General features: G+C 61.4%; 22 protein-coding genes. 10 read left to right on the top strand and 12 right to left on the bottom strand.

The window, feature by feature from the left end:
• Window positions 1–113: 113 nt before the first annotated feature.
• The 8 genes from KW840_RS10905 to gcbA form a co-directional block, all read right to left on the bottom strand.
• Window positions 114–1,367: a DUF3426 domain-containing protein gene (locus KW840_RS10905; protein ID WP_154910385.1), complete on the bottom strand. Its 1,254-nt coding sequence runs from the start codon at window positions 1,365–1,367 to the stop codon at window positions 114–116.
• Between the two features lie 30 nt (window positions 1,368–1,397).
• Window positions 1,398–2,276 (bottom strand): 50S ribosomal protein L11 methyltransferase, encoded by an 879-nt coding sequence (prmA, locus tag KW840_RS10900; RefSeq protein WP_218495148.1) that lies wholly within the window; start codon window positions 2,274–2,276, stop codon window positions 1,398–1,400.
• A gap of 280 nt (window positions 2,277–2,556) precedes the next feature.
• The gene (accC, locus tag KW840_RS10895) at window positions 2,557–3,915 is read right to left on the bottom strand and encodes an acetyl-CoA carboxylase biotin carboxylase subunit (RefSeq protein ID WP_057712161.1); all 1,359 of its coding nucleotides are present in this window, start codon (window positions 3,913–3,915) and stop codon (window positions 2,557–2,559) included.
• A gap of 17 nt (window positions 3,916–3,932) precedes the next feature.
• On the bottom strand, window positions 3,933–4,397 hold the full coding sequence (accB, locus tag KW840_RS10890) for an acetyl-CoA carboxylase biotin carboxyl carrier protein (protein WP_008053948.1): 465 nt from the start codon (window positions 4,395–4,397) through the stop codon (window positions 3,933–3,935).
• A 24-nt stretch (window positions 4,398–4,421) separates the two neighbouring features.
• Window positions 4,422–4,877: a type II 3-dehydroquinate dehydratase gene (aroQ, locus tag KW840_RS10885; protein ID WP_007971361.1), complete on the bottom strand. Its 456-nt coding sequence runs from the start codon at window positions 4,875–4,877 to the stop codon at window positions 4,422–4,424.
• 132 nt (window positions 4,878–5,009) lie between these two features.
• Window positions 5,010–6,755, bottom strand: coding sequence for a protein-disulfide reductase DsbD (locus KW840_RS10880; protein WP_218495147.1), 1,746 nt, complete (start codon window positions 6,753–6,755; stop codon window positions 5,010–5,012).
• Between the two features lie 172 nt (window positions 6,756–6,927).
• A complete protein-coding gene (locus KW840_RS28960; protein WP_371318459.1) occupies window positions 6,928–7,476 on the bottom strand; it encodes a methyl-accepting chemotaxis protein in 549 nt (182 codons plus the stop codon).
• A 1,450-nt stretch (window positions 7,477–8,926) separates the two neighbouring features.
• On the bottom strand, window positions 8,927–10,597 hold the full coding sequence (gcbA, locus tag KW840_RS10870; RefSeq protein ID WP_218495145.1) for a diguanylate cyclase GcbA: 1,671 nt from the start codon (window positions 10,595–10,597) through the stop codon (window positions 8,927–8,929).
• Between the two features lie 486 nt (window positions 10,598–11,083).
• Between gcbA and KW840_RS10865 the strand changes: the two genes are divergently transcribed.
• From KW840_RS10865 to KW840_RS10840, 6 genes are all read left to right on the top strand, one after another.
• Window positions 11,084–12,151 (top strand): DUF2333 family protein, encoded by a 1,068-nt coding sequence (locus KW840_RS10865; RefSeq protein ID WP_090452925.1) that lies wholly within the window; start codon window positions 11,084–11,086, stop codon window positions 12,149–12,151.
• A gap of 3 nt (window positions 12,152–12,154) precedes the next feature.
• Complete coding sequence (locus KW840_RS10860) at window positions 12,155–12,712, top strand: NUDIX hydrolase (protein ID WP_057712156.1); 558 nt, start codon at window positions 12,155–12,157, stop codon at window positions 12,710–12,712.
• A 302-nt stretch (window positions 12,713–13,014) separates the two neighbouring features.
• Window positions 13,015–13,386 carry a translation initiation factor Sui1 gene (locus KW840_RS10855; RefSeq protein WP_057712155.1) on the top strand — a complete coding sequence of 124 codons (372 nt, stop codon included), beginning with the start codon at window positions 13,015–13,017 and terminating at the stop codon, window positions 13,384–13,386.
• A gap of 219 nt (window positions 13,387–13,605) precedes the next feature.
• Window positions 13,606–15,519, top strand: a complete 1,914-nt coding sequence (speA, locus tag KW840_RS10850) for an arginine decarboxylase (RefSeq protein ID WP_057712154.1) — start codon at window positions 13,606–13,608, stop codon at window positions 15,517–15,519.
• A 232-nt stretch (window positions 15,520–15,751) separates the two neighbouring features.
• Window positions 15,752–17,071 (top strand): type VI secretion system Vgr family protein, encoded by a 1,320-nt coding sequence (locus KW840_RS10845; RefSeq protein WP_218495144.1) that lies wholly within the window; start codon window positions 15,752–15,754, stop codon window positions 17,069–17,071.
• The gene (locus KW840_RS10840) at window positions 17,068–17,868 is read left to right on the top strand and encodes a DUF4123 domain-containing protein (protein WP_218495143.1); all 801 of its coding nucleotides are present in this window, start codon (window positions 17,068–17,070) and stop codon (window positions 17,866–17,868) included. The genes KW840_RS10845 and KW840_RS10840 overlap by 4 nt, the downstream gene beginning before the upstream one ends.
• A 31-nt stretch (window positions 17,869–17,899) precedes the next feature.
• Here KW840_RS10840 and KW840_RS10835 read toward each other — a convergent pair whose 3' ends face one another.
• The gene (locus tag KW840_RS10835) at window positions 17,900–19,249 is read right to left on the bottom strand and encodes an MATE family efflux transporter (protein ID WP_218495142.1); all 1,350 of its coding nucleotides are present in this window, start codon (window positions 19,247–19,249) and stop codon (window positions 17,900–17,902) included.
• A 187-nt stretch (window positions 19,250–19,436) separates the two neighbouring features.
• Entirely contained in the window at window positions 19,437–19,730 is a 294-nt protein-coding gene (locus KW840_RS10830) for a hypothetical protein (RefSeq protein WP_057712150.1), read from the bottom strand.
• A 155-nt stretch (window positions 19,731–19,885) separates the two neighbouring features.
• Between KW840_RS10830 and KW840_RS10825 the strand changes: the two genes are divergently transcribed.
• From KW840_RS10825 to KW840_RS10810, 4 genes are read left to right on the top strand one after another with little or no spacing between them, the layout of a single operon-like run.
• Window positions 19,886–20,188: a MazG-like family protein gene (locus tag KW840_RS10825; RefSeq protein ID WP_085727452.1), complete on the top strand. Its 303-nt coding sequence runs from the start codon at window positions 19,886–19,888 to the stop codon at window positions 20,186–20,188.
• Window positions 20,188–20,937, top strand: a complete 750-nt coding sequence (locus tag KW840_RS10820; protein ID WP_218495141.1) for a methyltransferase domain-containing protein — start codon at window positions 20,188–20,190, stop codon at window positions 20,935–20,937. The genes KW840_RS10825 and KW840_RS10820 overlap by 1 nt, the downstream gene beginning before the upstream one ends.
• Window positions 20,938–20,949: 12 nt before the next feature.
• Window positions 20,950–21,558 (top strand): DUF4136 domain-containing protein, encoded by a 609-nt coding sequence (locus tag KW840_RS10815; RefSeq protein WP_057712147.1) that lies wholly within the window; start codon window positions 20,950–20,952, stop codon window positions 21,556–21,558.
• Between the two features lie 55 nt (window positions 21,559–21,613).
• The gene (locus KW840_RS10810; protein WP_057712146.1) at window positions 21,614–22,177 is read left to right on the top strand and encodes a DUF4136 domain-containing protein; all 564 of its coding nucleotides are present in this window, start codon (window positions 21,614–21,616) and stop codon (window positions 22,175–22,177) included.
• 108 nt (window positions 22,178–22,285) lie between these two features.
• Here KW840_RS10810 and KW840_RS10805 read toward each other — a convergent pair whose 3' ends face one another.
• Together KW840_RS10805 and KW840_RS10800 are read right to left on the bottom strand one after the other, a co-directional pair.
• On the bottom strand, window positions 22,286–25,054 hold the full coding sequence (locus KW840_RS10805) for an ATP-binding protein (protein ID WP_218495140.1): 2,769 nt from the start codon (window positions 25,052–25,054) through the stop codon (window positions 22,286–22,288).
• A complete protein-coding gene (locus KW840_RS10800) occupies window positions 25,051–25,206 on the bottom strand; it encodes a hypothetical protein (RefSeq protein ID WP_198530222.1) in 156 nt (51 codons plus the stop codon). The genes KW840_RS10805 and KW840_RS10800 overlap by 4 nt, the downstream gene beginning before the upstream one ends.
• Between the last annotated feature and the right edge of the window lie 111 nt (window positions 25,207–25,317).

The raw sequence follows: 25,317 nt of genomic DNA, 5'->3' as shown, positions 1-25,317 counted from the left end.
CTGGATAAAGGCTGAATTGAACAAATTCTGAACAGTTATTCTGTTATTACCCGTGGTTTGGTTCGCCTGGAACAGCCAGAAAGCCGGAGTTAATCCGGGAGTAATGAAGCGTTTCACTCCGGAGAGTGGAAGCTCAGACTGTAGTTCACGGCCTTGGCACCTGGGTCGAGAATGTCCAGGGCGATGTGGATCGGCGTTTGCGGAGGCATCTCCGCCATGCCTTCGAGATCGCCATTGAGGTACTCGCCAGGCTTGAAGCGACGACTGGCGATCAGATGGCCATTGAGGTCGGCGAAGCGCAGTTCCAGCAGCGGGAAGGGCTGGGAGAAGGGCGCGCGGTTATAGATGATCGCATCGACCACCAGGGCGCCATTGAACTCGGGGTGGCTGCGCACCACCAGGTTGCTGCTTTTGATTTTCGCGATGTCGACTTTGGAGGGCACGGTGCAGCCGATTTGCGGGCACAGTTGCTGGAACCACGGGCGATATTGATCCTGTCGCGCCAGTTCGTCGAAATGGTAGGCGATGTACTGGCCAGCGAGGGCGCCTGCGGCAATCAGCACCAGCAGCAACCACAACAGCCGTCGGCCCCAAGGTGAGCGGCGTTTTTGCCAGTCCAGTTGCAGCGGGTCGTCGGTCAGGTCTTGCAGCGCTTCGGCGCGCACGCCCGGTTCGCTGCGTTCGCGTCGCTTGCGCAGCGGTTCTATCGAGGGCAGGTTGTCGTCGATTTCGCTCTCGTCGGCGGCCGACAGGCGTTCATGGTTCAGCGGCGCATCAAGAGGGTCGTGCAATCGCAAATGGGGTGGTTGCGATTCGTCGTCGAGATCAACCGGTTCCAGGGACAGCGAAGGTTCGGTGCGTGAGGTTTTGCTCGTTTCGACCGTCGGCTCTGGTGTTTCAAGGCTGTCGAGCGGTTCGTCGACTGGCGCACGATCGGCCGCCGACGCGCTGAACAGGCTGTCGGACCACGGCTCTTCGTCGTCCTGCCCGGCGCTGTCGCGACGGGCGCTCAGCGAGTCGTCGCGATGGCGGCCGAGTTCGGTGGCCGGCTGGATTTCCCGCTGTTCGAGCCGGGCGAGTTCTTCGTCGAGGTCGAGACTGTCCAGGTCCAGTTCGGTCGCGCTCCATTGCTTTTGGCTGATGGCGCGCGGTGGCGATGGCTCAAGGGGCTCCTCAGGCTGCACAGGCGGGAGCGGCGTCGCGACCGGTGCCTCCTTGCCGGCCTGCTCAAGCAATTGCCTGGCGGCATTGAACACCTGCAGGCAGGAGCCGCAACGAACCACCCCGCGAGCCACGCTCAACTGGGCATGGCTGACGCGGAAGCTGGTTTGGCAATGCGGGCACTGGGTGACGAAGCTGTCGGTCATGCGGCGATCCGGATTATGCAGGCGATCATTCTAGCGCCGACGGCCAGTGATGCGCACCCAGCCATCGCGATTGGCGATCGGGTCCAGATCGAAGTCCTTGGCGTAGGCGGCAGCGACTTCGTCACCCTGTTCGGCGAGGATGCCCGACAGCGCCAGGCGACCGCCCGACTTGACCAGGCCCGACAGCTGCGGCGCCAGGGAAACCAGCGGGCCGGCGAGAATGTTGGCCACCAGCACATCGGCCTGAACCTGCGGCAAATCTTCCGGCAGATACAGTGGGAACAATTCATCAGCGATGTTATTGCGCCCGGCGTTGTCGCGAGAGGCTTCCAGCGCCTGCACGTCGATGTCGGTACCCACGGCCTCCTTGGCGCCCAGCAACAGGGCGGCAATCGCCAGAATCCCCGAGCCGCAGCCGAAGTCCAGCACGTTGCAGCCTTTCAGGTCCTGGCCGTCGAGCCATTCCAGGCACAGTGCGGTGGTCGGGTGGGTGCCGGTGCCGAACGCCAGACCCGGGTCCAACAGCAAATTCACTGCATCAGGCTCCGGCGCGGCGTGCCAGCTCGGCACGATCCACAGGCGCTGGCCGAAACGCATTGGCTGGAATCCGTCCATCCAGCTGCGTTCCCAGTCCTGGTCTTCGATCACCTCGCTGTGGTGCTCGGGCAACGGGCTGCCGGTCAGCAGCTCCAGATGGGCCAATACCGGGCCTGGCTCGGTGCCGCCTTCGAACAGGGCCAGCAGGTGCGTGTGGGACCACAGCGGCGTGGTGTTGAGTTCCGGCTCGAAGATCGGCTGATCTTCGGCGTCCATGAAGGTCACCGACACGGCGCCCACTTCAAGGAAAGCGTCTTCATAGGTTTCGGCTTGTTCTGGGCTGATGGCGAGACGGACTTGCAGCCAAGGCATGGCGGGCACCTTTGAAAAATATTGATTGCAGCCTAGCGGGCTGCGAGAAGCGCGCAAGTTTACGCGAGCGCGGAGGTTTTGTGGGAGTGGCTTGCCCTGTACATCGACACATACCCCTGTGGGAGCGAGCTTGCTCGCGATGGCGGTCTATCAGTCGACATCGATAGTGGATTTGCCGACGCTATCGCGAGCAAGCTCGCTCCCACAGGGGGGGCAGTCGGATGAAATGTCCAGATACAACAAAGCCGCCCGAAGGCGGCTTTGTTGATCGGGTCGAAGCTTAGTGCTTCTCGCCAGCCAGCTTGTGCTCGAGGTAGTGAATGTTCACGCCCCCTTTGCAGAAGCCTTCATCGCGGGTCAGGTCGCGGTGCAGCGGGATGTTGGTCTTGATCCCGTCGACCACGATCTCGTCCAGCGCATTGCGCATGCGCGCCATGGCTTCGTCGCGGGTTGCGCCGTAGGTGATCAGCTTGCCGATCAACGAATCGTAGTTCGGCGGAACCGCATAGCCACTGTACAGGTGCGAGTCGACACGAACGCCGTTGCCGCCTGGAGCGTGGAAATGCTTGACCGTGCCCGGGCTTGGCATGAAGGTTTTCGGGTCTTCGGCGTTGATCCGGCATTCCAGCGCGTGACCGCGGATGACCACGTCATCCTGGGTGAACGACAGCTTGTTGCCGGCGGCGATGCTGAGCATCTCCTTGACGATGTCGATGCCGGTGACCATTTCCGAAACCGGGTGCTCTACCTGGACACGAGTGTTCATCTCGATGAAGTAGAAGCGGCCGTTTTCGTACAGGAACTCGAAAGTGCCTGCGCCACGGTAGCCGATATCGATGCAAGCCCTGACGCAGCGTGCGAGTACTTCCTCACGTGCGTTTTCGTCGATACCTGGTGCCGGCGCCTCTTCAAGAACCTTCTGGTGACGACGTTGCAGCGAGCAGTCGCGGTCGCCCAGATGGATAGCCTGGCCCTGGCCATCGGAAAGGACCTGGACTTCCACGTGACGTGGGTTGGTCAGGAATTTTTCCAGATAGACCATCGGGTTGCCAAACGCCGCGCCTGCTTCGGAGCGGGTCAGTTTCGCCGAGGCAATCAGGTCTTCTTCCTTGTGCACAACGCGCATGCCGCGACCACCACCGCCGCCAGCGGCCTTGATGATCACCGGGTAACCGACTTCGCGACCAATGCGCAGAGCGGTTTCTTCGTCTTCCGGCAGCGGGCCGTCAGAACCCGGAACAGTCGGTACGCCGGCAGCGATCATGGCGTGCTTGGCCGATACCTTGTCGCCCATCAGGCGAATGGTTTCGGCTTTCGGGCCAATGAACGCAAAGCCGGATTTCTCGACCTGCTCGGCGAAGTCGGCGTTTTCCGCAAGGAAACCGTAGCCCGGGTGAATGGCGGTGGCGCCAGTCACTTCGGCCGCGGCAATGATTGCCGGAATGTGCAGGTAGGAGTGGGCGGCCGATGCCGGACCGATGCAGACGGATTCGTCTGCCAGGCCCAGGTGCATCAGTTCCTTGTCAGCCTTGGAGTAAACGGCGACGGTCTTGATGCCCATCTCTTTGCAGGCGCGCAGGATCCGCAGGGCGATCTCACCGCGGTTGGCGATCAGAACTTTTTCCAACTTCGCAGTCATCAAAGGCTCTCCGCGGTTCAAACGATGGTGAACAGCGGTTGGTCGTACTCAACCGGCTGGCCGTCTTCGACGAGGATGGATTCGATCACACCGCTGGTTTCAGCTTCGATGTGGTTCATCATCTTCATGGCTTCAACGATGCACAGGGTGTCGCCTTTCTTCACGGTCTGGCCGACTTCTACGAAGGACGGCGAGGTTGGCGAAGACTTGCGATAGAACGTACCGACCATCGGCGAACGGGCAACGGTGCCGTTCAGTGCTGGCGCGGCGGCGGCAGCAGGTGCGGCAGCGGCAACCGGAGCGGCGGCAGCGACAGGCGCGGCAGCCGGAGCATGCATTGGAGCTGGCGCGTAGTACTGCTGAGCCGGGGTCTTGCTATGACGGCTGATGCGTACGGACTCTTCGCCTTCCTTGATCTCGAGCTCGTCGATGCCGGACTCTTCCAGCAATTCGATCAGTTTCTTAACTTTACGGATATCCATGAATCATCAACTCCCAAGGGTCGGTCAGGGGCGGTTAACTTGTTGTTCAAGCTGTTCCAGGGCGGCCTCCAGGGCCAGTCGATAACCGCTGGCGCCAAGGCCGCAGATCACTCCCACCGCTACGTCGGAGAAGTAAGAGTGATGGCGGAAAGGTTCGCGTTTGTGCACGTTAGACAAATGCACTTCGATGAATGGGATGCTCACCGCCAGCAGCGCGTCACGTAATGCGACACTTGTATGTGTAAAAGCTGCTGGGTTGATCAGAATGAAGTCCACGCCTTCACTGCGGGCAGCGTGGATGCGGTCGATCAATTCGTACTCGGCGTTGCTTTGCAGGTGCAGCAAATGGTGACCGGCTTCGCGGGCACGGCGTTCCAGGTCCTGGTTGATCTGCGCCAGCGTCGTGGCGCCGTAGGTGCCCGGTTCGCGAGTGCCGAGCAGGTTCAGGTTGGGTCCGTGCAGAACGAGTAACGTCGCCATCGGCGGTTCCTATGTTATCTGTGAGCAATTGTCAGAACCCGGCGACTATGCCGCAAAGCCTTTGTGACTGTCCAGTTCTCTGCAATAGCCAGCACGATGACCGATGTTTGCGCGAAATATATGACTGCTTGATTAAAATTGGTCATTCGCCCTGATTACACGTTCGGCGAAGTCCCTGGCGTTGATCTCGCCGATCACTCGCACATCGGCGCGTTCGACACCGTCCTTGCCAAAAAACATCAGGGCCGGGGGGCCGAACAACTGGTAGCGATCGAGCAGGGCGCGTTGCTCGGCGTTGCTGGCGGTGATGTCGAAGCGGATCAGCCGGTAACCCTTGAGGCGTTCGATGACGACAGGGTCATCCAGTACCTCGCGTTCGATGACCTTGCAGCTGATGCACCAGTCGGCGTACCAGTCGAGCAGCAGCGGTGTACCGGACGACCGGGCCTCAGCGAGCACGCGGTCCAGATCGGCGGAAGTGCTGACGGTTTGCCAGGTGCTGGTGTTTTGCGCGGGTCCGTTGTTTTCAGCGATACGGGGCTGGCCGATCGGGTTGAACGGGTCGGTCTGGCCGCTGAAGGCGCCATACCAGCAGGCCAGTGCGTAAAACAGCAGGAACATGCCGAACAATTGCCCCAGGCGTTTGCGTGGTGGTTTATAGACGAACTCCAGCGCACCCATGAACAGGCCGACACCGCCGGCCAGCAAACCGATCAGCAGCAAGGTGACCTGCCCTGGCAGGACACGGCTGAGCAGGCCGACGGACAACCCGAGCAACAACACACCAATGGCGTTTTTCACGTAGACCAGCCACGGACCGCTCTTCGGCAGCCAGGCTGCGCCACCGGTGGCCACCAGCAACAGCGGCGCGCCCATGCCGAGGCCGAGCATGAACAGTTTCAAGCCGCCGCCCAGCGCATCGCCACTGGCGCTGATGTACAGCAGCGCCCCGGCCAATGGTGCCGAAACGCAGGGTGAAACCAGCAGGCTGGAGACCACGCCCAACACTGCGGCGCCCAACAGTGATCCGCCTTTGGTGCGGCCGGCGATGCGGTCCAGGCGACTGCTGATGGCATGCGGCAGCTTGAGTTCGAAAACGCCGAACATCGCCAAGGCAAACACGGCAAAAAACATCGCGAACGGCACCAGCACCCAGGCCGATTGCAGCCGCGCCTGTAGATTGAGCTGGGCGCCGAACAGGCCCATCAGGGCGCCGAGCAGGGCAAAACAGGCGGCCATCGGCAGCACATAGGCCAGCGAAAGATTGAAACCGCGCCAGCCACCGACCTGACCGCGCAGCACCACCCCGGAAAGGATCGGCAGCATGGGCAGCACGCATGGCGTGAACGTCAGGCCCAGGCCGGCGAGGAAAAACAACGCCAGTTCGCGCCAGCTCCATTGATAAGCCGTCGCCGGAGCGCCGCTGCCGTCGATGCTCAGGCGCTCGGTTTCCGGCGGATAGCACAGGCCTTTGTCGGCACATCCCTGATAGGTCACGACCAGGGTGAAGGCACGTTGGTCGGTGCGCGGCAACTCAACGTCGAGAATGCCGTGGTAGACCTCGACATCGCCGAAGTATTCATCGTGCTTTTTCTGGCCGTCGGGCAGTTTCGCCGCGCCGAGGAGGACATCGGCCGGGTCGGCGCGAAACTGAAAACGGTGGCGGTAGAGGTAGTAACCTTCGGTGGCGACGAAACGCAACTTGATCGATTGCGGTGTGCTGTCTACCAGGCTCAGCTGGAAAGCTTCGCGCACCGGCAGGAAGTCGGCGCTGTTGTTGATCGAGCCCAGGCTTGAGCTGGGTCGGTTCTCCAGCAAGCCAGTGGCGCTGGCCGGCAGGACGAACACTAAAAACAACAGGCAGAGCAAGCGGCGCATGACGATCTCGCGTATCGGAATTGGGGGGATGATAGCGGACGGCGGCGTGATATGCAGGAGGGGAGTCTGAGGTGTTTGTTCTGACGCCATCGCGAGCAAGCTCGCTCCCACAGGGGATTTGCGTCGTGCACAAATCAAATGTGGGAGCGAGCTTGCTCGCGATGGCGGTCTATCAGACGCGGAAGGCCTGAACGGCTGTATGCAATCGACCACCCAGCACCAGAAGATTTTCTCCCTGTTCACGCCCTTCACCAATGCGCAGCAAATTATCCCCGCCCAGCTGGTGAATCCGCTCACTGTGGTCACGGATTTCGCTGACAGCACCGCTTTGCTGGGCGGTGACATCGGCGATGCGTACCGCCGTGTCGGAAATGGTCTGGATCGCCCCGACGATTTTATCCAGCGCGCCATCAGCGGCCTGGGCCTGGCTGGCCGTGGCTTCGGCGTGTTCGACCTGGGCTCGCATGCCCTCCACCGATTGCCGCGCGGCGGTTTGCAGCCCTGCGATCAGCGTCTGGATTTCTGCGGTGGCCCCGGCGGTACGTTGCGCCAGTGAGCGCACCTCTTCGGCAACCACCGCAAAGCCTCGGCCCATTTCCCCGGCCCGGGCCGCCTCGATGGCGGCGTTCAAGGCCAGCAGGTTGGTCTGGTCGGCAATCGAGCGGATCACCGTCAACACGCCGCCGATGGTGGCCGACTCTTCGGCCAGGTGTTCGATCATTTGCGCATTGCCTTGCACTTCATCCACCAGCGCATGCAGGCCGGTGAGGCTCAGGCCGATGACTTTCTGTCCATGCTCCACGGCCAGGCCGGCGTGGCGGCTGGCTTCGGCGGCCTGGCTGGCGTCGCCGGCGACTTGTTGAATGGTCGCTTCCAGTTCGCTGAGGGAGTCGCGGATCAGTGCCGTGTCGCCAGCCTGATGCTCGGCACCGTCATGCAGGTCGTTGCTCAGGTCGGCCAGGGTGCGGCTGCTGCCGGCCACCTGTTCGGCGTTGCGGCGAATGGTCCCCACCAGGTCCACCAGATAAGCGCGCAAGCGGTTGAGGGAGGCTTCAATGTCATGCAATTCGCGGTTGGTGTTGCCCAGTTGAATGTCGCGGCTGAAGTCGCCTTCGGCCCAAGTCGAGAGGGCCGGGGCGAGGTTGGTCAGGGTCCGTGCGAGTTTGCGTTGCAGGGTGTCGATCAGCAATGCGATCAACAGAATCAAGCCGATCATCACGCCTTGCATCAGCCGTACTTCTCCCTGGATCTGCCCGTGCTGGGCGCGCACCACCGGTTCCATCCCTGCAATGGCCTGTTGCACGTCGGCGATTTTCAGGTGGGTCGCCGCGCTGAGGTCGGCGCGTTTGCGGATTTGATCGCGAGTGCGCGAGAGCTCGGCCGGATAGCGGATGAGCAGGCTGTTGAGCTCGCGCTTGAGGCCGACGCCGGCATCTTCGGCGACGGTTGTTTCCTTGTTCTCCAGGCCCATCATCGAGGCGAAATCATCGGTGTTCGACTCGCTGCTGGTGGTCACGCCCAGCAATGGCAGGGCGTCGAGTTTCTCTGCCTGGATACGGATGTTGGCCACTTCGCGTTCGACATCGGCGGCCAGTTCGCTACGGCCGCTGCTGACCAGTTTGTCCCGGGTCAGGGACAATTTTCCCAAGTGTTGCGATGCGGTGAGCAGCGGCGTGAGGTAGGCCGCATTGCCACTGGCGTACTGGCTGAGCTGATCGAGACTGGCGCCCAGTTCCCGCTCGGCCTGCAGCAGCAAGGCCTGCGGATCACCTGCCAGTTTGCCGGCGGCCAGCAGGTCGGTCTTGCTGAATTCTTCAAGGGTCGACAGGCTGGGGCGCAACGCCTCGGCCAAGGCCGGTGGCAATTCGCCGAGTTCTTTTTGCAGGCTGTCGATGCCTTGGGCGGCACTGCTCAGGCGCAGCGCATCGCCGCTGCCCAGGTAATCCTCAATGCTGCGGGCGACGTCATTCTGAAATTGCTGCGACAGGCCCAGGTAGCGCTCCATTAATAGATATGGACGCTCCAGGGCTTTCTGCGACCACCACAGCGTAGCGCCGAGGGCCACGCACACGGCCACCAGAAGGAGGGTATTGAGATTGGTCAGCAGCTTCAGGCGCATTACGGACTACCAACGGCAGAAATGGTAAGTGCCTGAAGTTATTGCGTTTCTGTTACAGGGTTATGACCGTATCGGTCGATTCCGATAAAAAAGTGGCACTTTGCTTTGATGTGCGTGCGCCCTGTACGCGATTGCGTCCGCCGTGTTTGGCGCGATACAGCGCTTCGTCCGCCTGGTTGGCCATCATCAGGCTGTCGGAGCTTTCGCAAAGCTCAACCACTCCGGCACTGAAGGTGCACCACAGATCCTCGGGTTGCGCGGGGTAGTGAATCTCGGCAAAGCGCTGACGGATTTCATCGAGCACGTTGTAGGCCGCTTCGATATCGGTATCCGGCATGACGATGGCGAACTCTTCGCCACCGTAGCGGCCGATGAAGTCGGTTTTGCGCAGGCGTTGCTTGAGAAACAGCGCCAGGCTCTTGATCACCCGGTCGCCCATGGGGTGGCCGTGGCTGTCATTGACCCGTTTGAAGTGGTCAATGTCGAGCATGGCAAAGCTCAGTGGCTTGCTTTCGCGGCGGGCGCGGAACGAGCAGTCTTCGAGCAATTGCAGGATATGCGTGTGGTTGTACAACCCGGTGAGACTGTCGCGGACCATCCGGGCCTTGAGGTTGCGTGCCCGGGCCGCGCGGTTGCGCACGGTGGTGATCAGGTGCCGGGGCTTGATCGGTTTGGTCAGGAAGTCGTCGCCGCCCTCGCTCATGGCGTCGAGCTGCTTGTCCAGGTCGTCTTCGGCCGACAGGTAAATGATCGGCACGCTGACGTAACGGTCGTTATGGCGGATCACCTTGGCCAGTTCCGTACCGGTGCAGGCCGGCATGTACATGTCGAGGATGATCAGGTCCGGCTGGAAGTCCGCCAGTTCGGCCATGGCCTGGATCGGCTCGATGAGCGTGCGGGTGACGATCCCGGCGCTGTTGAGCAGACGCTCGGTGTGCAAGGCCTGGGCGCGGGAGTCGTCGATGATCAGCACTTTATATGGCTCGTACTGGGCAACGCAGGTCAGGACTTCGATCTTCTCCAGCAGGCTCGACGCTTCGAGGGTGCCGGTAAGGAATTCCTGGCCGCCGGCACGCACGGCGGCCAGGCGGGTCGGGGTGTCGGTTTCGTGCAGGCTGAAGAACAGCAGCGGCAGCTGATGATCGAGGCCTTCCTGGGCTTCGGCGGCCAGTTTCAGGCCGACACCGGTGCCACTGAAGTCCACGTCCATGACAATCGCCGCCGGCATGCGCTCGACCATCGATGAGCGAAACGCGTCTACGCTGTCCAGGGACTGGGCGCTGAGGCCGAAGAATTCCAGTTGTTTGGCCAGGCGCTCGGCGCGGTCGTGATCCTGCAACATCACGTAGATGGGCTTGCGCAGCGGCGGCAGGAAGGTTTGATCGAGTTGGTCGCCATGGCGCAGGCCAGTGCGTGACAGGCGCTGCATCAAGCGGTTGAGATCGGTGATCAGGCCACTGCTCAGGCGTCCGCGATTGGCGTCGACCGCTTCCAGTGCCTGACCGATGTGGCGTGCCAGTTGCGAGTGTTCCGGTTGTTCGAAACGCTCGGCGAAACGCAGCAGGCGCAGATTGGCCTCGCTCAGTTCCGAAAGGTCGGCGGTGGACCACTCACTGCGTTGCAGGCGCTGCCATATCTCAAGAATCTGACGAGCCTGATGAATTACCCGCTGGGCAAAGTGGTGCTTGAGGCGCTCGCGGCTGGGATCTTCTGGCTCGGTCATATCCTGACTACTAGTTAGGGTGCACACTGAGGTCGAGTGGTGGCTCTATGCTAGCACCACTTTTCCATTACATGAGTGCTGTACGTCAATAATCTGCAATGTGTCTTTATTCAGTTTGTGACTGGCCGGTCTTGTTCTAGCCTTTCAAGTCGCGGTTTTAAGGGGCGAAGTACCTGAATCAGGGCACTTGGCGGGGGCGGGGTGGAAATGGGCGAGTGACGGAACGCCGGCCATTCATGATTTTTTTGCCAGTGCTGATCGGCCCGTTTTTTCGGGTATTAGAGGGTCGGGGATTCCCTTAGGGTGGCAATCCAAACCATTAGGGGGGATTTTGAGGGTCGCCGCGTCGTCGGATGCGCAGACGTTCTTTTGATCCGCAAGCCCGGTAATTTTCCGCATCGGTGCGATGGCGGGTGCCGGGCCAAGGCACGTTGTTGTATGGTTGTGGTCGAACCGTTGAACTCAAGAGCTTGAAAGGATATCGCCATGCTGGACTGGAAGAACCGCACAGACAGTGCGCCTGAACGTGCCGCTGAACCGAAGTCGGAGACCCGCAGTTATCTGGGTGGTCTGTTGTTCAGCCGGGCGCTGGCCACTCTGCTGGGCATCTACCTGTTGGTGGCGAGTGTCCTGGGCTGGTACTGGAGCCAGGAGCCGGCGCTGTTCCCGGTCCAGCAAACCGCTCAACTGGCGGCCGAAAAAGAAGGCAAGCAGATGGTCGTCGGCTACACCACGGTGGAAACCCTCAAGACCGTTGCCGGTACCTTGCTGACCAAGCAGGGCGGCTATATTTCCAACGACCGATTCCCGCCAGGCCTGTGGATGGACAACATGCCGAGCTGGGAATATGGCGTGCTGGTGCAGGTCCGCGACCTGAGCAGGGCACTGCGTAAAGACTTCGCCCGTTCGCAATCGCAGTCCGCCGAAGACGCCGACCTGGCCAAGGCCGAGCCGCGCTTCAACTTCGACAACAAGAGCTGGGTGCTGCCATCCAGTGAGTCCGAGTACCTGGAGGGCATCAATTCCCTGAGCCGCTATCAGGCGCGACTGTCCGATCCTAACCAGAAGAGCGCGTTGTTCTATGCCCGCGCCGACAACCTGAACAACTGGCTGGGTGACGTCGGCACCCGTCTGGGTTCGCTGTCGCAACGACTGTCGGCCAGTGTGGGCCGGGTCAAGCTCAACACTGCGCTGAAGACCGAGGTGGTGACGCCGGGTGTGGCGCCGCAAGTCGATGAGGAAATCGTCGAAACCCCATGGCTGCAGATCGACAACGTGTTCTACGAAGCTCGCGGCCAGGCCTGGGCTCTCTCGCATTTGCTGCGCGCCATTGAAGTCGACTTCGCCGATGTGCTGGCCAAGAAGAACGCCACGGTCAGCGTGCGCCAGATCATTCGTGAACTGGAAGCGTCGCAGGAGCCGGTGTGGAGTCCGATGATCCTCAACGGCAGTGGCTTCGGCGTACTGGCCAACCACTCGCTGGTCATGGCCAACTACATTTCCCGGGCCAACGCGGCGGTGATCGATTTGCGTCAACTGCTCAATCAGGGCTGAGTCATGGTCGATAATGCCAGGGAAGCCGCGCACCGTGCGGCTTCCGATGCCGAACAGATCGCCTGGGTTGACGAGCAGGACAACCTGCTCGGCGCCCTGGTCCGTTCCGATTTGCGCGAGCGCGGGCTGATCGGGCGCGGCACCTACATTATGTTGTTCAACTCCGCTGGCGAGCTGTGCGTGCATCGCCGCACCCTGAGCAAGGCAATCTATCCCGGTTTCTGGGACGTGGCGGCGGGGGGTATGGTGCTCGCCAGTGAAACTTATGCCGAGTCGGCGGCAAGGGAGCTGGAGGAAGAACTGGGCGTGAGTGGTGTGGAACTGACCGCCCATGACCACTTTTACTTTGAGGACACCGGCAATCGCCTGTGGTGTTCGGCGTTCTCGGCGGTGTGGGACGGCCCGTTGATCCTGCAACCGGAAGAGGTGCTCGAAGCGCGCTTTATCCCCATCGATCAGGTCATGCTGGAAATCGAGCAAAAGCCTTATTGCCCGGACTCTCTGGCCGCATTGAAGCGCTATTTGCGCTCACGCCGGATCGACGTCGCAAAACAGCTATAAATTGGCGCCGATTGGCTCTTAGCAATCGGCGTTTTTGCCGTTACACTGCGCGACCTTTTTAAACTGAACCGGTATTGCTGGTTGTTGCTGTAGGAGCGAGCTCGCTCGCGATGGACGTCAACGATAACGCGGGCATCCAGAATGAACGCGTCGCTTTTGAGTTCATCGCGAGCGAGCTCGCTCCTACAGTGAAATGAATGTCGTACCGTTTCAGTAGCGCTGCCCCTGCCTGAGTGGGGCTTCGCGGTCGATAGCCTTCCCAAGTGCTGCGACCAGTCTTTGTCCTCCGAAGAGGATTGCCGGTGGCCAAAAAAGCCGCATCCTTCGCCGCCTTGGGCGGCCTGGTATTTTCCACCGACGCAGGTCGTCATTGCCCGGAATGCAGTAAACCGGTGGACGCCTGCATCTGCAGACAGACCGTTATCCCGGCCGGCGACGGCATCGCTCGCGTGCGTCGCGAAAGCAAGGGCCGTGGCGGCAAGACGGTGACCACCATCACCGGCGTGCCGTTGGCTGAAGACGCGCTCAAGGACCTGGCCACGACGTTGAAGAAACGTTGTGGTACCGGTGGGGCGCTGAAAGACGGTGTCATCGAAATCCAGGGCGATCATGTCGAGCTACTCTTGGCAGAACTGATCAAGCTCGGTTTCAAAGCGAAGAAGTCCGGCGGCTAGCAGCCTCTGTGAAAACCACCCTCGGCTTGATCCGGTCCTGATGACATTCAGGTCCGGCATCGTCTACATGGTTTTCACAGAGCCTGTTCATGACCGGTATCTAAACTCACTGCGGTCGGCGGGGTCTATTGCCTCGTTGACGAACCGTCATTTTCATTCTTTAGACTGCGCCGGCCTGAACCCAGGCGACGCACTATGACTTCTTTATAGGGGACTTCGATGTCCGTACGACGCACACGCAAAGACGATGGCAGCCAATGGACAGTTGCGGACAGCCGCAGTGTTTACGGGATTCGCCATTGGGGGGCCGGGTATTTCGCGATCAATGACGCCGGTCGCGTCGAAGTTCGTCCGAACGGTCCGAGCAGCTCGCCTATCGACCTGTACGAGCAAGTCGACCAGCTGCGAAAAAGCGGCCTGTCCTTGCCATTGCTGGTCCGTTTCCCGGACATCCTGCAAGACCGCGTGCGTCAGCTGACCGGCGCATTCGACGCCAACATCGAGCGTCTGGAATACCAGAGCAAGTACACCGCGCTGTACCCGATCAAGGTGAACCAGCAGGAAGCGGTGATCGAAAACATCATCGCCACCCAGAACGTTTCCATCGGCCTGGAAGCCGGCTCCAAGCCTGAACTGCTGGCAGTGCTGGCACTGGCGCCGAAGGGCGGCACCATCGTCTGCAACGGCTACAAGGACCGCGAGTTCATTCGCCTGGCGCTGATGGGCCAGAAGCTCGGCCACAACGTGTTCATCGTGATCGAGAAAGAATCCGAAGTCGGCCTGGTGATCGAAGAAGCGGCTTCGCTCAAGGTCAAACCTCAGGTCGGCCTGCGCGTGCGCCTGTCGTCCCTGGCCTCGAGCAAGTGGGCGGACACCGGCGGTGAAAAATCCAAGTTCGGCCTGTCGGCGGCGCAACTGCTGTCGGTGGTCGAGCGTTTCCGCGCGGCGGGCCTGGACCAGGGCATTCGCCTGCTGCACTTCCACATGGGCTCGCAGATCGCCAACCTGGCGGACTACCAGCACGGTTTCAAGGAAGCGATCCGTTACTACGGCGAACTGCGCAACCTCGGCCTTCCGGTGGATCACATCGACGTCGGCGGTGGCCTGGGCGTGGACTACGACGGCACGCACTCGCGTAATGCCAGTTCGATCAACTACGACATGGACGACTACGCTGGTGTCGTGGTCGGGATGCTCAAGGAATTCTGCGATGCGCAGAGCCTGCCGCACCCGAACATCTTCTCCGAAAGCGGCCGTTCCCTGACCGCGCACCACGCGATGCTGGTGATTCAGGTGACCGACGTCGAGAAACACAACGACGACGTGCCGCAGATCGAGAACAAGGAAGCGCTGCCGGAAACCGTGCAGTGGCTGGTGGACCTGCTGGGTCCGACCGACATCGAAATGGTCACCGAAACCTACTGGCGCGCCACGCACTACATGAGTGATGTTGCCTCCCAGTACGCCGACGGCAAGCTGACCCTGGCCGAGAAAGCCCTGGCCGAGCAGTGCTACTTCGCCGTGTGCCGTCGCCTGCACAACTCGTTGAAGGCACGCCAGCGTTCCCACCGTCAGGTGCTGGACGAACTCAACGACAAGCTGGCCGACAAGTACATCTGCAACTTCTCGGTGTTCCAGAGCCTGCCGGACACCTGGGCCATCGACCAGGTCCTGCCGATCATCCCGCTGCACCGTCTCGACGAAGAGCCGCTGCGTCGTGCGGTACTGCAAGACCTGACCTGTGACTCCGACGGCAAGATCAACCAGTACGTCGACGAGCAGAGCATCGAGACCAGCTTGCCGGTGCACGCGTTGAAAGAAGGTGAGGACTACTTGCTGGGTGTGTTCCTGGTCGGTGCCTACCAGGAAATTCTTGGCGACATGCACAACCTGTTCGGCGATACCGATTCGGTGAACATCTACCAGAACGCCGATGGCAGCGTGTACCACGCCGGTATCGAAACCCACGACACCATCGAAGACATGCTGCGTTACGTGCACTTGTCGCCGGAAGAACTGATGACCCACTACCGCGACAAGTGCGCCAGTGCCCGCATCAGCGCAACCGAGCGCACGCAGTTCCTCGATGCCTTGCGTCTGGGGCTGACCCGTTCGTCTTACCTGTCTTCCTGAGGTAAGCGTCACGCTCATCAGGTTGTCTGAAAATTTACCGTTCGCTGCGGAAATTTCAGATGGCCTGGTGCGGCAATTCTCCTGTTCCAGGCGAAATTTCCAGCATCTTCGACGACCCAACGCATTTGGTCTTCTTTTCGCGTAGGTTATTTCCTAATTTGTATTTCGGCACTCTACTCGGCCATGTCTCTCAGCGAGAATCCCCGGCCGCCCCTCCTGTAGAGAAACGCCGATGTTCAATCCAGTCAGCGAACCGTCATTTCGTCTGGATGTAGCAGGTCTGCCCGATTCCTTAGAGGTCCTGGTCTTTACCGGCAGAGAAGCCATCAGCGAGCCGTTCGTGTTCGACCTGGAACTGCTGATCGAAGACCCGGTGCTTGACCTTGCCAGTTTGCTGTATCGCCCTGCCTCGTTGCATTTCGGACCAGCCGGAAGCTACGTGCATGGACAATTGCATGAGCTCGTCCAGCGTGACCACGCCAGCGGACCCCGACTCTGCCAGGTGCGTCTGGGGCCAAAACTGGCTTGCCTGGCCCAGCGCTTCAGCCAGCGAATCTTCAGTGCCCGATCAGTGCCGCAAATCCTCGACCAGGTCCTCAAGGAGCACGGCATTACCGGCAAGGATCGACGTCTGGAGCTAAGTGGCCAATACCCGCCCCGGGATTTTTGCACACAATATCGAGAGTCAGACCTGCAATTTCTCCAGCGACTGTGCGCCCAGGAGGGGCTTCACTACCACTTCGAACACCGGGCCCGCGGGCACTGTGTGGTGTTTGGTGATGACCGGCAGCATTTTCCAACCGGCGAACCTGTGGTATTGCGCAGCGAGGGCGATCGACCGGCGGTGCGGCAGTTCGAACGTCGGCGTAGCGGTGGGACAGCTGTGCAGTGCGTCGAATGCCGGACGGACCTGGCGACCTTGCGCAGCGGTCGACTGATGCCGCTGTCCGGTCATCCGGTTGCCGATTGCAATCGGCTCTGGCTGCTGACCCGCGTTGAGCATTGGGGCAGCCAGGATACGACGACGCCTTACCACAACCAGGCCCGTGCCCTGCACTGGCCGGCACCCATCAAACCGCCCTGTGCGACGATCGAACCAAGGATGCATGGCCCGCAACGGGCGTGGGTCGTCGAGGTCGATGAGCCAAGCCCTGACCCGCAAAGGCCGGTACCGGTGCAGTTCGATTGGCTTTATCAGGGCGAAGGGGCGACGCCCAGTCATTGCTGGCTGCCCCTGGCCAGGCAGTTGCAGGCCTCGACGTTCACGCCGATACGGGAAGGGACTGAGCTGGTCGTGGGTTTTGTCGAGGGCGATCCCGATCAACCGCAGATAACCGGGGTGCTGCATGCGCCGGCAACGGTCGAGGTGACGGACGCCGACACCCCCCAGCCCGGCTGCACCCATGATGAGGGCCTGGAGCAATGGTTGCGCTCGGGGGAGCCATTGCTGATGTTGTGCCTGCTACCCGGTGGCGGCAGCTTCAACCATTGCGCACAGGCTTTGTGCACCTGTCGTCTGGCGACGCAGCTTGGCCAGAGCTCTGGAGCATGATTGTCACACGTACGCCCGAGGCACCCCCGCAGTGGCTGTTGCTGGATGTACCGGGCACGCCGCAGGCGGGTGTCACACTTCGGCAAATGTTTACCCAGGCCCGATGGTTCGGGTTGTTCGAAGGCACGGAGTGGCATGCGCTGCATGAACAGGGGCCGGTCCTGGTCGATCTGCGCACCTGCCCGGCACTGGCCGATTTATGCATCGTCGACGGAAAACGCTGGCCCGGATTGCTGGTGGTCAGCGAGGCGGGCGCTTCGTCGTTGCTGGCGCATTTGCGGCGCATGCTCACGGTCACGCTTGGCCTGCACCGGGCCCTTCTGAGTTACTACAACCCAACCACGGCCAGTTATTTTTTCGATGCCTGCGATGCGGTTGAACTGAGTCGCTGGCTAGGACCTATCCACCAGTTACGCTGGTTCGGCGGTAGTTGGGCCGACCGCGCGATGGGGTGTGAGGGCTGGCAGCGCTTGTCCAGCCCGGGGTTGTCGGTCAGCCCGTTGGCAGTCGAGGAAAGCCTCAGCGTTGGGCAGCAGGGAAAATTGCAAACCTGCCTGCTCGAGCAGCATGCCTGGCGCTGGAACCGATCCACCGGTGTCGATTTTCCCCGCCTGTGGGCTCATGTGCAGGAGGGGATCGCGCTGGGGTTCAGCGAGCGCCCGGTGCTCGATGGCTGGATATGGCTACGCCTGCAGTATCCCGACGCGGCGCCCGTGCAGCCGTTGCCGGGCGGAACTCAACAGGAACGCCTCGATCACCTGCGAAACCTGTGGCAGAACGATCCACCCTGGCCATGAGGTCGAAATTGATTGTCGGGGCCACGCCCGATCAGTGAATACCGCCGGCGAACCAGCCATCGTTACGGCGCAGGCGCCAGGCGATCATGCCAAGGGTCAGGCTGCGCAGCAGCATGAACAACAGAAAGGTTATCCACAGGCCATGGTTGCCCCCGCCTTGCAGTGCCCAGCCGAAAGGCAGCACCAGCGCCACGGTCAACAGCATGCCGTTGCGCATTTCCCGGGCGCGGGTGGCGCCGATGAACAGGCCGTCGAGCAGGTAACTCCAGACGGCAATCAGCGGCAGTACGGCGAGGTAGGGCAGGTAGATGAACGCGGTGTCGCGCACACTTTGAATGTCGGTCTGCATCTCGATGAACAGATGCCCGGCGAACAGAAACAGCGCGGCAAAGCCCAGGCTTGCGAGCAACGACCAGCCACCGGCCACCACCAATGAACGGCGCAGGGCATCGCGGTTACGGGCGCCAAGAGCATGTCCGCACAGGGCTTCGACAGCGTGGGCCAGGCCATCGAGGGCGTGGGCGGTCAGCAGCAGGCCATTGAGCAAAAGAGCGTTGGCCGCGACCGTGGCGTCGCCCAGCCGTGCGCCTTGCACCGTGATCAGGAAGAACACCGATTGCAGTGCCAGGCTGCGGATGAAGATATCGCGGTTGACCGCCAGCAATGGCCGCCAACTCTGCCACAGCGCCAGTGCCGCCCAGACGATATGCCCGGGGTAGGCGCGCAGGGCTTTGCGGGTCATCAGCAAGCCGATCAGTGCGCCGGTCCATTCGGCAATCACCGAGGCCCGGGCAGCACCGACCACGCCCCATTCCAGGCCGAGGACGAACCACAGGTTCAGGGCAATGTTGACCAGGTTGGTACTCAGCAAAATCGCCAGGGGTGCCCGGGCATTCTGGGTGCCGAGGAACCAGCCGACCAGTGCATAACTGGCGAGCGCCGCCGGCAGGCCGAACAGGCGGGTATGGAAGAACTCGCGGGTCAGCTGATCGAGCTCAGCCGACGGTTGCATGAAATGCAACGCGACCCCGCTCAAAGGCACGCCAACCGCACCCAGGACCACGGCCAGGCCGATGGCGAGCAGCAGGCCCTGCAACAGAATCTGCCGCAAGGCGGCACCATCCCCACGCCCCGCTGCCTGGGCGGCGAACCCGGTGGAGCCCATGCGCAGAAAGCCCATGGCCCAGGCAAGGAAGGTGTACAGACTGGCCCCGACCGCGACGGCGCCGAGTTGATGGGCGTGGGGCAGGTGACCGATGACGGTGCTGTCGACCAATGCCACCAGCGGTACGGAAATGTTCGAGAGAATCATCGGCGCGGCGAGTGCCCAGACCCGGCGATGGGTAGGGTGGTCGCGCCAGTCGGCGGTCAGGTTGGACATGCAGGCTCCTTGGAGGAGCGGGCATTGTAGCGGTGAAAACGGATTAGCTAAGTGAGCTCAATTCATAAAACACCAGAGATCCAATGTGGGAGCGAGCTTGCTCGCGATAGCGCTCTTTCAGTTGAATCAATTTTTGATGTGCCGACGCCATCGCGAGCAAGCTCGCTCCCACAGGTGTTCGGTGGGGTCAGTGGATGATCCAGCTGAGCAACCACAGCCCCAGCACCAACCAGATGAAACCCATGATGAACGACGCATTGAGAAAGGCGCGGATCGCTGACCACAGCAGGATCAGGCCGAGGATCAAGGTCACGATGCTGATGACCGAGGTATCCATGCCCAGCGCCTGGGACAGGCCTTCGATGAAATTGCTGCTGGCGTTGCTCAACAGATTGAACAGACCACTGAGGCCATCAACGATGAAGCGGATGATCGAGCCGAGTACCTGGCCGAGCCATTCGGAAAAACCTTCTACCTGCATGAAGTGAACGTCCTGTTTAAAGAGAATTGAGTCTTGGGCTGTCGATCAGGCTGCCGAGTTCCCACAAGCATAGAGGGTTGCACAGAGAACATGCATCTTCTGCCCTTGCCTTCACCTGTGATCCCCCCGAAGCTATACGTCTTCAGGAGAGCCCGATGAACCTTGTTGAACTGACCGAACGCCTGCACGCCATTCGTGACCGCAATGACTGGCGGCAATTTCACAGCCCGAAAAACCTGGCCATGGCCGCGAGCGTGGAAATGTCCGAGCTGGTGGAAATTTTCCAGTGGCTGACCGAAGACCAGTCACGCCAGTTGCCGGCGGACAAACTCGCCCACGCCGGGCAGGAAGTCGGTGACATCGTGCTTTATCTATTGCTGCTATGCAGCGAACTGGGCCTGGACATGGACGCCGTGGTGCGCAGCAAACTGGCGGACAGCGAACGGAGGTTCAGCTGATGAGCGACCGTCATTTCGATCAACTGGCGACCCGTTTCGCCGAAAAAATCTACGGCGGTGCCAAAGGCGCGATCCGTCTGGCGGTGTTGCAGGCCGATCTGGCCGAAGTCTTGCCCGACCGGCCGCTGCGCGTGCTGGACATCGGCGCTGGCCTTGGCCACATGTCGTTGTGGCTGGCCGAGCGGGGCCATCAGGTGACCCTCGCCGAGCCTGCCGAGCCGATGCTCGAAGGCGCCCGCCAGCGTTTTGCCGAAGCAGGGCAGAGCGCCACGTTCATTCAGGCACCCTGGCAGGAGCTGCTCGGGCAACTCACCGAACCCTACGACCTGGTGTTGTGCCACGCCGTGCTGGAATGGCTGGCCGAACCCCACGCCATCCTGCCGGTGCTGCATCAGCTGACCAAGGCTGACGGCTGGCTGTCCCTGGCGTTCTACAACCGTGACGCGCTGATATATCGCAACTTGCTCAAGGGGCATTTCCGCAAGATGCGCAAGAACGACATGGCCGGCGAAAAGCAGAGCCTGACCCCGCAACAGCCCCTTGATCCGCGTGAGCTGGCGGCGCAACTTGAAGGTCTGTGGCAGGTCGAAACCATGAGTGGCGTGCGGGTTTTCCACGATTACATGCCGGTGGAATTCCAGGCCCGCGCCGAGCTGGCGGACCTGCTGGAAATGGAACTGGCCCACCGTCGTCATCCGAGCTTTGCCGGGCTTGGACGTTACTTGCACTGGATCTGTCGGCCTGTCTGATCGGAGCACGCAATGAAAAGTCATTCAGGTGTACTGGTGTTCTGCCTGGGGCTGGCTGCCTGTCAGGGCAGCAACCCCTATGTCGCCACGTCCAACCCATTGCCACCGGCGCCGCCCCAGGCCGCCAACACCTTTGACCGCAGCGCTTACCCGGCAGCCCCCCGTGACTATGGGCGCTACCGCAGTTGGGCCTGGCTCGACGGGCATCTGCCACCGGGCACCGCCTGGGCCGACTCGGCACAGATCGCCGAAGCGGTCAGCAATGCGCTGGATCAACGCGGCTTGCGCCCGTTGCACGACAATCGCCCGGCCGACCTGTTTGTCAGCGCCGACCTGCGCCTGGAAACCCGTTTGCGCCAGGTACAGGACGACTATTACGGCGGCGGTTATGGTGGCTACAACGGCTACGGCCCTGGGTATGGCGGGTACGCCACCGTACCTGTCGTTCGTACCTATCAGGAGCAAGTCGTGGTGGTTCAGGTGGATATGTTTGACGCCAGGAGCGGCCAGCCGGTGTGGAGCTCCAGCGCTGAAACCGGCAACCGGGGCAGCGAAAGCGAGCGGGCCGATGCCATACGGGAGGCTGTGAAAAAGGCAATGTCGGCGTATCCTCCTAGTTAGCTTCTTGTAGATAAGAAGCATTCCGCAGGATCATGCCTTCAACCGGAGACTCATCATGTTCCGCCGTTTTGTTTTACTGGCAGTGGCCGCGCTGCTCAGTGCCTGCGCCGCCAACCAGGTCAATCATGACTTCGACGCCAGCCGCGACTTTGCTGCCTATCGCAGCTGGACCTGGAAAGAACCCGCCCTGCAATACCGTCCCGACGATCCACGGATCAAGAGCGACCTGACCGAGCAGCGCATCCGTCAGGCGGTTGCCGATCAACTGGATCAGCGCGGTCTGCGCCCGGCCGCCGCAGGCGCCAAGGGCGATTTGAATGTGCAGACCTACCTGATTGTCGAAGAGCGGCAACAACAGGTGACCACCAATTACGGTGGCGGCTGGGGTAACCCGTGGTATGGCTACTACGGCGCCCCTATGTATAACGAAACCCGCAACGTCAGCTACAAAGTGGCGACCATCCAGATCGACCTGCTCGATGGCAAGGACGGCAAACTGGTGTGGCGTGGCAGTGACGAACAGATACTCAGCCGCACGCCGAACCCGACGGATCGTCGCGATGCCATCTGGGAAACGGTCACGCGGATATTGGCCAACTACCCGCCGCACGCATCCTAGAGTCAGCCAGTCTCTCAACCCCTGTGCCCTACAGGGGTTTTTATGCCTGGCACTGGCGAGCCTGGGGATCGACCTGAACAAAGTCGAGGTGGGTGCCAACCTCCGTTGTCACTCGGGACGCCCATCCCCGGCGATCTGATCCGGCAGCACAATCGGCAGTTCTATGCAGAAACGCGCACCCTCGGTGGAGTTCCTGACGCTCAGCTTGCCGCCCATGTTCTCGACAATGTCATAGCTCACCGAGAGCCCCAGACCGGTGCCGAAGCCCACCGGTTTGGTGGTGAAGAACGGCTCGAAAATCCGCTCCAGCAAACGCGGGTCGATACCGCCGCCGTTGTCCTCGACCCACAGGCGTACCGAGTGTGTATCCCGTTCGGTGTACAGCGAAATCCACGGCTTGAACCCGGGCAGGGTTTCGCGCTTGCCGAGCAACGCGTCCCGAGCGTTGACCATCAGGTTGATCAGTACCTGTTCAAGCTGATCGACATAGCCGCGCACCTGCACTTCAAAACCGGTCTCGCTGATGCGCAGGTCGACGCCTTTGTCGCGTAGGTCCTCGGACAACAGTGACAGCGTGCCTTCGATGGCCTGGACCGGGTTGAACGGTTGCTGCTCGGTTTCCGAGCGGCGGCCGAACACCCGCATGTGGTCCACCACCCGCGCGGCACGCTGCACTTGCGTGTCGATGTGCGTGAGCTTGTCGATCAGGTAGTCGACCTGTACGTCGCCGTTGTTCAGGCGCTTGAGTACGTTGACGATAGCCATGCGCATCACGTTCAGCGGCTGGTTGATCTCATGGGCCAGGCCGGTGGCCATTTCTCCGAGGGTGGCCATTTTCGCGCTTTGTGTGAGCTGCTGCTGCGCGCGCCTCACCTCGGTGTTGTCGCGCCCCACGGCCTGGACCTCGAGCAACCGGCCCTGTTCATCGAACACTCCACGATCGGACCAGACCCACCAGGCGTGTTCGCAGCCGGGCAGTTGCAGGTTGATCTCGGCGGTGCTGACCGGAAACTCGGGGCTCAGTCGGTTCAGCCGCTGGATGAATGCAGTGCGCTGTTCCCCGGACATCCAGTCGCCCAGATTCACCCCCGGCAATTGCTCGGGTGTCAACTCCAGACAGGTGGCCAGCGGGCGGTTGCCGAAGGTCAGGGTCAAGTCCGGCTGGTAGCGGCAGATCATCGCCGGCGAGTCTTCCACCAACATCCGGTAGCGTTCTTCACTCTGCCTGACCTGTTCGGTGGCCAGGGTCGCTTCGGTGATGTCCAGCCACAGGCCCACGGCTTCCACCGGCAGGCCGAGGTCGTTGCGCAACAACTTCGCTTCATCCAGCAGCCAGTGATAGTCGCCGTGACTGTCACGCAACCGATAGCGGGCACGCACCGAGCCTTCACGCAGCAACAGCCGCGTGCGCTCGAAATACTGCAGTCGGTCGTCGGGATGCACCCGCTCCCCCAGCGCCCCGGGTGCGCAGTCGGCGAGGGTCCAGCCGAGCAGTGGCAACAGGCTGTCGCTGAAAAACACCGGGTGCAACGTACCGTCGACATAGCGCTGTACGTAAATCACCGCCGGAGAGCTGGCGATCAGATTGTCCAGACGTGCATGGGCGGCGATGGCGCTCTGTTCCTGGTTCTTGATGTCGCTGATGTCGAGCATGAACCCCACCAGACGACGGTTTTTTCCCGCGCCCAGCGCCTGGCCTTGCAGGCGATACCAGGCGGGTGCGGGCGCACCGTAGGGGCGATACAGGCGCACGCACAGCAGCAGGGGAGTGCCAGTCTCCTGCAAGTCTTGCAGGCAGATGCGCAGCTCTTCGCGGTCGGCGGGATACACCTGATCGAGCCAGTCCTGCATGGATAAACGCGACATTCCAAGGTTCAGGGTTGTCGCCAGCGAAGGTGCCAACTGAACCTCGTCGCTGTCGCTGAAAACTTCCCACCAGCCTGTTCCCAGCAAGGCTTGCAGCGATTCCAGGCGTTCCAGTTGCAGGTGATGCCGGTGCTCGCGCAGGCGCCCGAGCAAGGGACTGGCGAGCGCGGCGGTGATTTGTAGCCAGTCGCGTTCCGTGACATCGGGGGCGCGTTTTTGCGCCGTGAAGAAACCGCACAGCAACCAGGCGACCACCCCTTGCGCATCATGATAGGGCACGGCGAAGCCATCGGTATTGCCGAACGTACCTTGCAGGCGCGGGTGTTCGCGCGGGGTCAGGTGCTGCGGAGCCGAGCCGCTCAAACTGTCCAGCCCCGTGCCCAGGCGTTGACCGTTTTGCCACAGTTGCGGTGCATCCGGGGCCGCGTAGTGCTGTTGAATCTGCCAACCATGTTCCTGCTCATCGAGTAAGGCGAGGGCAATGCAGGGGATCTGAAAACGCTGGGCCAGGCTTTGCAGTTGCTCGGTCAGCACCTCGGGCAGGCGCGTCAGGCTGCACAGGCGCAACTGTTCGGCGATTTGCTGCGCCAGCACCTGGCATTGTTCGCGGTTGCGCGATTGCAGGCGCTCAAGCAGCAGGTCGCCGATGTCCAGCATCTGCAACAACCAGGTATCGGCCAAGGGCTGCACCCAGCCGCGCAAATGCAGCGGGGGGCCGTTGAGGCTGTAGAAGTCCAGGTCCAGGGTTTGCCCCTGCCAGTCCGCCGGCGAGCCTTCGATGATGAGGCTGCTGTGGGGCAACAGGAAGTCGAACAGATGCGGTGCCTGCTCGCTGGGGGGGTGCTGGGCCAACAAGTGCCGCAGCGGACCGCTCAGTTGAACGACACGCCCCTCGGCATTGAGCTGCATCTGCAATCCGAAACTGTGCACCCGCGGTGCCTCTTGCGGCTCCGGCGGGGGCGGCGGATGGCGATGGAGCAGGCGCCCGAAGAGTTTGTCCCCGGCACTCAAAATTGCAGGCTCGCACTGGTCGTGAGGGTCGCCGGCAGATTCGGTACCTGTCCGATGCCCGGCAGGTTCAGATGAATGGCGGCGGTCAGCAATCCCAGGGCGAACTCATTCGCGGCGGCACTTTTTTGTTTGTGGGGGAGGCTGGCTTTCATGAGTGCGTCTACCTTGACCATCACTGAGTAATGTCAGCATAGAATCATTCCGCCAAAACGGAGGTTTGGGTTGTGTACATATCCATTTCTTCGGTAACGGCCACTTATGGT

This window comes from Pseudomonas sp. PDM30 (assembly GCF_019218985.1).
GTDB lineage: Bacteria > Pseudomonadota > Gammaproteobacteria > Pseudomonadales > Pseudomonadaceae > Aquipseudomonas > Aquipseudomonas jessenii.
Note: the sequence above shows the minus strand (reverse complement) of the source record. Positions and strands in the feature narration are given on the sequence as shown.